The organism is Streptomyces sp. NPDC091287, from assembly GCF_044768525.1.
Taxonomy (GTDB): domain Bacteria; phylum Actinomycetota; class Actinomycetes; order Streptomycetales; family Streptomycetaceae; genus Streptomyces.
The window spans coordinates 219,953-227,476 of the sequence record NZ_JBIVUV010000017.1; the positions used below are offsets into that span (position 1 = coordinate 219,953).

Sequence of the window (7,524 nt, forward strand, 5' to 3'; positions counted from 1 at the left end):
GGTTTGTCAACTGTCAGTGGCTGTCATTAGTCTCCCCGTATGACTAGTCAGACCACCGTCGAGAAGGCGCCGCGGGAGCCCGAAGACAACGCAGAACCCGCCCCGGTCAAGGGGCTTCGCGGCCACCCCTGGCTGACCCTCTTCGCCGTCGCCCTCGGCGTGATGATGGTCGCCCTCGACGGCACCATCGTCGCCATCGCGAACCCCGCGATCAAGAAAGACCTCAACGCGTCGCTCGCCGACGTCCAGTGGATCACCAACGGCTATCTCCTGGCGCTCGCCGTCGCCCTGATCACCGCGGGCAAGCTGGGCGACCGCTTCGGCCACCGTCAGACCTTCCTGATCGGTATCGCGGGATTCGCGGTCTCCTCCGCCGCGATCGGTTTCTCCCAAGAGATCGTCCTGGTCGTTCTCTTCCGTGTGCTCCAGGGCCTCTTCGGCGCCCTGCTGATGCCGGCCGCCCTGGGCCTGCTGCGCGCCACCTTCCCCGCCGAGAAGCTGAACATGGCGATCGGCATCTGGGGCATGGTCATCGGAGCGTCCACCGCGGGCGGTCCGATCGTCGGCGGTCTGCTCGTCGAGCACGTCAGCTGGCAGTCGGTCTTCTTCATCAACGTGCCGGTCGGCGTCGTCGCGCTCATCTTCGGCCTGGTGATCCTCAAGGACCACCGCGCCGCCAACGCGCCACGCTCCTTCGACGTCCTCGGCATCGTGCTGCTCTCGGGCGCGATGTTCTCCCTCATCTGGGGCATCATCAAGGCCGGTGAGTCCTGGGGCTGGGGCGACGGCCGCACCTGGGCGTGGCTCGGCCTCGCGATCCTGCTCTTCGTCGCCTTCGGCCTCTGGGAGACCAAGGTCAAGGAACCGCTCGTTCCGCTGGGGATGTTCCGTTCCGTCCCGTTGACGGCCGGTGTCGTCCTCATGATGCTGATGGCCTTCGCCTTCATGGGCGGTCTCTTCTTCGTGACGTTCTTCCTCCAGGGCGTCCACGGCCTCAGCCCGGTCGACAGCGGTCTGCACCTGCTGCCGCTGACCGCCATGATGATCGTCTCCTCGCCGGTCGCCGGCCTGCTGATCACCAAGTTCGGCCCCCGCGTCCCGCTGGTCGGCGGCATGGTCTGCACGGCCACCGCGATGTTCGGTATGACCACGCTCAGCGACTCCACCGGCACCTTCGCGATGTCCCTCTGGTTCGCCCTGCTCGGCTGCGGGCTCGCCCCGGTCATGGTCGGCGCGACCGAGGTCATCGTCGGCAACGCGCCCATGGAGCTGTCCGGCGTGGCCGGCGGTCTCCAGCAGGCCGCCATGCAGGTCGGCGGCGCGCTCGGCACCGCCGTCCTCGGAGCGGTCATGTCCTCCAAGGTCAGCTCCGAGTTCGCGGACAACTGGGCGGGCGCGGGCCTGCCCGGCGCACCCGACCCGAAGCTGGAGGAGGCCGCCGAGTTCGGCATAGTCCCGGTTGACGAGCTCGCCAAGGCTCCCGGTATGACGCCGGACGTCATCGACGGCATCGGCAAGGTCATCCACGACACGTTCATGTCCGGCATGGGCCTGGCCTTCACGGTCGCGGGCAGCGTCGCCGTGGTCGCCGCCTTCGTCGCCACCCTCACCAAGCGCGGCGAGAACGCCGAGGCGGGGGCCGGAGTCGGCCACATCTGACGCCCGAAGCGGCGCAGGTCGTCAACACAGCGCAGGCCGGAGCCCCGCCGAATCCTTTCGGCGGGGCTCTCGCCTATCAGGGTGGCGCCCCCCAGCCGCCCCTTCCGCACACCACGCCCGGTGACACAGAGTGAGCGGCGGAAGCGAACACCGACCAACCACGGGGGTTGATCCATCATGCGTACGACCGTTACCCGTACGACCGTTCTCGCGGCCGCCCTGGCCATCACCGCGCTCGTTCCCCAGGCCCTGGCCCACGACCGGGCGGCGGCGGCCCCCGAGCGGTCCCCGGGAGTCACCCTCGGGACCTGCGAGGCGGGCCGGCTCTGCCTCTGGAAGAAGCCCGACTTCACCGGGGCCCGCCACACGTTCGAGCTCTCCGGCGTGGACATCGAGAGCTGCGTCCCGCTGCCGAAGGGCGGCGACGCCCAGTCCCTCGCCAACCGCACCGGGCGGCCCGTCACCACCTACCAGTCCGCCGAGTGCGCGGAGACGGGGGAGTTCGAGACGTACCCCGGCGGCGGCACCTGGACGCCCCGCTCCCCGTACCAGGTACGGGCCTTCAAGATCTGGGAGAACTGAGCCCGGACACGCGGGAGGGGCGGCGACGCTCCAGCGCCACCGCCCCTCCCGACCGTCCTTGATTACGCGTCGCCGCCCGCCGCGCCCGGATCGGCCGCGGCCACGTCCAGGAGCTCGTAGCGGTCCACCGCCGTCTTCAGGGCCGACCGGTCGATCTTGCCCTCCTTGGCCAGCTCGGTGAGGACCGCCAGCACGATCGACTGCGCGTCGATGTGGAAGAACCGGCGGGCCGCACCCCGGGTGTCCGCGAAGCCGAAGCCGTCCGCGCCCAGCGACTGGTAGGCGCCCGGCACCCAGCGCGCGATCTGGTCCGGGACCGAACGCATCCAGTCCGAGACCGCCACGAACGGGCCCGGCGCCGCTTCGAGCTTCCTGGTCACGTACGGGACGCGCTGCTCCTCCTCCGGGTGCAGGAGGTTGTAGCGCTCGACGTCCACCGCCTCGCGGCGCAGCTCGTTCCAGGAGGTCGCCGACCAGACGTCCGCCTTGACGTTCCACTCGTCCGCGAGGATCTTCTGCGCCTCCAGGGCCCAGGGGACCGCCACACCGGACGCCATGATCTGGGCTGGGATCTCGCCCTTCTCACCGGTGCTGAAGCGGTGGATGCCCTTGAGGATGCCCTCGACGTCCACGTTCTCCGGCTCGGCCGGGTGCTGGATCGGCTCGTTGTAGACGGTGAGGTAGTAGAAGACGTCCTCGTTCGCCTCGCCGTACATCCGGCGCAGCCCGTCCTTCATGATGTGCGCGATCTCGAACCCGTAGGCCGGGTCGTACGCGACACAGCCCGGGTTCGTCGAGGCGAGCAGCTGCGAGTGGCCGTCCGCGTGCTGGAGGCCCTCACCGGTGAGCGTCGTACGGCCGGCGGTCGCGCCGAGCACGAAGCCGCGCGCGAGCTGGTCGGCCATCTGCCAGAACTGGTCGCCGGTGCGCTGGAACCCGAACATCGAGTAGAAGACGTACACCGGGATCAGCGGCTCGCCGTGCGTGGCGTACGCCGAGCCGGCCGCGATCAGCGAGGCCGTGCAGCCCGCCTCGGAGATGCCGTCGTGCAGCATCTGACCCGTCGGGGACTCCTTGTACGCGAGCAGCAGATCGCGGTCGACCGCCTCGTACTGCTGGCCGAGCGGATTGTAGATCTTCGCACTCGGGAAGAACGCGTCCATGCCGAAGGTGCGGTACTCATCGGGGGCGATCAGTACGAAACGCTTGCCGATCTCCTTGTCCCGCATGAGGTCCTTCAGGACGCGGACGAACGCCATGGTGGTGGCGATCGACTGCGTACCCGAACCCTTCTTCGCAGCCGCGTACGTCTTGTCCTCGGGCTGCGGAAGCGGCTTCGCACGCACCACACGGGTCGGGACGTAACCGCCCAGACCCTGGCGGCGGTCGTGCATGTACTGGATCTCCTCCGAGTCACGACCCGGGTGGTAGTAGGGCGGGTAGCCCTCGTCCAGCTGCTTGTCCGTGATCGGGATGTGCAGCCGGTCCCGGAAGCGCTTGAGGTCCTCGACCGTGAGCTTCTTCATCTGGTGGGTCGCGTTGCGGCCCTCGAAGTTCGGCCCCAGCGTCCAGCCCTTGACCGTCTGCGCCAGGATCACCGTCGGCTGGCCCTTGTGCGCCTTGGCCGCCGCGTAGGCCGCGTAGACCTTGCGGTGGTCGTGACCGCCGCGGCCCAGGTGCAGGATCTGCTGGTCGGTCATGTCCTTGACCATGTCCCGCAGCCGCGGGTCGTCGCCGAAGAAGTGCTCGCGGATGTACTCACCGGTCTCGGTGGCGTACGTCTGGAACTGGCCGTCCGGCGTGGTGTTCAGCCTGTTGACCAGGATGCCCGTGCGGTCCTGCGCCAGCAGCGGGTCCCAGGAACGGTCCCAGACCAGCTTGATGACGTTCCAGCCGGCGCCCCGGAACTGCGACTCCAGCTCCTGGATGATCTTCCCGTTGCCGCGCACCGGGCCGTCGAGCCGCTGGAGGTTGCAGTTGACCACGAAGGTCAGGTTGTCCAGGCCCTCACGGGCCGCGATGGACAGCTGGCCCAGGGACTCCGGCTCGTCCATCTCGCCGTCGCCCAGATAGGCCCACACGTGCGACTTGGAGGTGTCGGCGATGCCGCGCGCCTCCATGTAGCGGTTCATCCGCGCCTGGTAGATCGCGCCGAGCGGACCGAGGCCCATCGAGACGGTCGGGAACTCCCAGAAGTCCGGCATCAGCCGAGGGTGCGGATAGCTGGACAGCCCGTTCGGAGCCTTCGACTTCTCCTGGCGGAACGCGTCGAGCTGCGCCTCGCTCAGCCGGTCCAGCAGGAACGCGCGGGCGTAGATCCCCGGGGACGCGTGCCCCTGGAAGAAGATCTGGTCGCCGCCGTCGCCCTGGTCCTTGCCCCGGAAGAAGTGGTTGAAGCCCACGTCGTACAGCGAGGCGGAGGAAGCGAACGTGGCGATGTGGCCGCCGACGCCGATCCCGGGACGCTGGGCCCGCGAGACCATCACCGCGGCGTTCCAGCGCGTCGCGTTGAGGACCTTGCGTTCGATCTCCTCGTCGCCGGGGAAGAACGGCTCGTCCTTCGTGGCGATCGTGTTCACGTAGTCCGTGCTGCGCATCTCCGGCACCGCGACGCGCTTCTCCCGCGCGCGCTCGATGAGCCGGAGCATCAGATAGCGGGCCCGCTCTCGGCCGCGCTCGTCGACGGCGGCGTCGAGGGAGTCGAGCCATTCCCGGGTCTCCTCAGGATCGAAATCCGGGACCTGGCTCGGAAGGCCGCCAATGATGATCGGGTTGCGATCGGATCCGGAAGCCACACTGTTCCTTCGCTGTTCGGTGGTGCTCTACGGGGCCTGCTACGGGGAACACGCCCCCGGGGACAACTCTGGGTGCGCCGCCTCCATCGTGCTACCGCGAGGGCCCGAACGTCATCTCTACCGTGGGGTAACCCCAAGGTGCCGATAACGCGTCCACGGGGCACGCGTGTGGGCAGTACGTGACTGGGTACGGGCAAACCGCAACCTTACGCCCAAGGCGTCCAAGCGTTCCCAAAGGCTGTTCGAATCCGATTGGTGGATCGAAACCGCATAAGCTGAGGAAGGACGTAAACGGATGGAGCGACCCGGGGAGACCCCGGGAAGCCGCCGGAGAGACATGCCGGAACTTGCGGCGACGTGGCAGGGAACGTCACCGTATAGGCGGTCTCGCACGCTGGGTACTTGCGCGATTCGCCGAGCCCGTGTGGACTACGGCCAACGCCCCGCGCACGCGCGTGGCTGCAGCATTTTCCGAAGACATGATCAGGAGGCAACCCGTGAGCGCGACCGCGGACCACGCGGAGGAGCGAACCAACCCGGCAGCACGCCTGGGGTTCGAGCCCGGACAAGTGGTCCAGGAGATCGGCTACGACGAAGACGTCGAGCTGGAGCTCCGTGAGGGCATTGAGGCCACTACCGGCCAGGAACTCGTCGACGAGGAGTACGACGACGTCGCAGACGTCGTCCTGCTCTGGTTCCGCGACGAGGACGGCGACCTTACGGACGCGCTGGTGGATGCCATTGGTCTGATCGAGGACGGCGGTACGGTCTGGCTGATGACGCCGAAGACCGGCCGTGACGGATACGTCGAACCGAGCGACATCAATGAGGCTGCCCAGACAGCCGGTCTCGCCCAGACCAAGAGCATCAGCGCGGGCAAGGACTGGACGGGCAGCCGTCTGGTCACCCCCAAGGGGGCCAAGGCCAAGCGCTGAACCACATTTCGCACCATCCGGGGCCCTCACGGGCGCACACCGCGCCCGTGAGGGCTTTCGTGCGTCCACGGCCCCTCCGGGACCGGCCCGGGGCCCCTGCGTAGGGTGGGTGTCACCCGGACGGACCCGGCCCGGGATGCGGAGAAGCGGCGAAGGGACACGTGTTTCCATGACGATCGAGGTCGGCAGTCAGGCCCCGGACTTCCAGCTCAAGGACAACCACGGCCGGACCGTGCGGCTCTCGGAGTTCCGCGGTGAGAAGAACGTGGTGCTGGTGTTCTACCCGTTCGCCTTCACCGGCGTCTGCACCGGCGAGCTGTGCGCGCTCCGCGACGAGCTGCCCCGCTTCGAGAACGAGGGCACCCAGCTCCTCGCCGTCTCCAACGACTCCATCCACACCCTGCGCGTCTTCGCCGAGCAGGAGGGCCTGGAGTACCCGCTGCTGTCCGACTTCTGGCCGCACGGGGAGACCTCGCGGGCGTACGGCGTCTTCGACGAGGACAAGGGTTGCGCGGTGCGCGGCACCTTCGTCATCGACAAGGCGGGCGTCGTCCGCTGGAGCGTCGTGAACGGCCTCCCGGACGCCCGTGACCTGAACGACTACGTCAAGGCGCTCGAAGCGCTCTGAGACGATCTCCTGGCGACGCCCGGTCAAAAGCCTGTTTTGGCCGGGAACCGGTCACTAGGATCCACTCGTTGATCCGATGCCAATGAACGACGGGGACGCCGGCGTCTGCCGACCCCTGAGAAAACTACTGGAGGACTCGTGGGAGTCAGCCTCAGCAAGGGCGGCAACGTCTCGCTGACCAAGGCCGCGCCCAACCTGACCGCGGTCATCGTCGGTCTGGGCTGGGACGCCCGCACCACCACCGGTGGTGACTTCGACCTCGACGCCAGCGCGCTGCTGGCGAACGCCGAGGGCAAGGTCGCCACCGACGGCAATTTCGTCTTCTTCAACAACCTGAAGAGCCCCGACGGCTCCGTCGAGCACACCGGTGACAACCTCACCGGTGAGGGCGAGGGCGACGACGAGGTCGTCAAGGTGAACCTGGCCGGAGTGCCGGCCGACGTCGACAAGATCGTCTTCCCGGTCTCGATCTACGAGGCCGAGAGCCGCCAGCAGAGCTTCGGCCAGGTCCGCAACGCGTACATCCGCGTGGTCAACCAGGCCGACAACACCGAGCTCGCCCGCTACGACCTGAGCGAGGACGCCTCGACGGAGACCGCGATGGTCTTCGGCGAGCTCTACCGCAACGGCGCGGAGTGGAAGTTCCGCGCCATCGGCCAGGGGTACGCCTCCGGCCTGCGCGGCATCGCCCAGGACTTCGGCGTCAACGTCTGACGTCACTGGGCCCAGGTCCTGTCGTCGAACTCCCGTCGTCGCCCGGAGGGGGGCAGGCGGGAGTCCGACGACAGGACCTAGGGCGTGTTTCGAAAGTCCCGCCTGCTCGGCGGCGTCTGGCACGCACGCTCGCCGCGTTGTCGGGATCACCCCGATACATCCAGTATCGGGGCGACCCTCCGCCTTGCGATCGCACGCACCAGACGCCGCC

General features: G+C 68.2%; 6 protein-coding genes. 5 read left to right on the forward strand and 1 reads right to left on the reverse strand.

Annotated features, from left to right (window positions below):
- Window positions 1–162 precede the first annotated feature (162 nt).
- Both ACIQRW_RS27830 and ACIQRW_RS27835 read left to right on the forward strand, forming a co-directional pair.
- Complete coding sequence (locus tag ACIQRW_RS27830; protein ID WP_403765107.1) at window positions 163–1,659, forward strand: MFS transporter; 1,497 nt, start codon at window positions 163–165, stop codon at window positions 1,657–1,659.
- 177 nt (window positions 1,660–1,836) lie between these two features.
- On the forward strand, window positions 1,837–2,241 hold the full coding sequence (locus ACIQRW_RS27835; RefSeq protein ID WP_403765098.1) for a peptidase inhibitor family I36 protein: 405 nt from the start codon (window positions 1,837–1,839) through the stop codon (window positions 2,239–2,241).
- A gap of 62 nt (window positions 2,242–2,303) precedes the next feature.
- On the opposite strand, the gene aceE is transcribed toward ACIQRW_RS27835, so the two are convergent.
- Entirely contained in the window at window positions 2,304–5,036 is a 2,733-nt protein-coding gene (gene aceE / locus ACIQRW_RS27840; RefSeq protein ID WP_403765099.1) for a pyruvate dehydrogenase (acetyl-transferring), homodimeric type, read from the reverse strand.
- 497 nt (window positions 5,037–5,533) lie between these two features.
- Here aceE and ACIQRW_RS27845 point away from each other — a divergent pair, with 497 nt between their 5' ends.
- From ACIQRW_RS27845 to ACIQRW_RS27855, 3 genes are all read left to right on the forward strand, one after another.
- Complete coding sequence (locus ACIQRW_RS27845) at window positions 5,534–5,971, forward strand: DUF3052 domain-containing protein (protein ID WP_030585952.1); 438 nt, start codon at window positions 5,534–5,536, stop codon at window positions 5,969–5,971.
- Between the two features lie 169 nt (window positions 5,972–6,140).
- Window positions 6,141–6,599 carry a peroxiredoxin gene (locus ACIQRW_RS27850; protein WP_003969401.1) on the forward strand — a complete coding sequence of 153 codons (459 nt, stop codon included), beginning with the start codon at window positions 6,141–6,143 and terminating at the stop codon, window positions 6,597–6,599.
- A gap of 138 nt (window positions 6,600–6,737) precedes the next feature.
- The gene (locus ACIQRW_RS27855; RefSeq protein WP_403765101.1) at window positions 6,738–7,313 is read left to right on the forward strand and encodes a TerD family protein; all 576 of its coding nucleotides are present in this window, start codon (window positions 6,738–6,740) and stop codon (window positions 7,311–7,313) included.
- The last annotated feature ends 211 nt before the right edge of the window (window positions 7,314–7,524 follow it).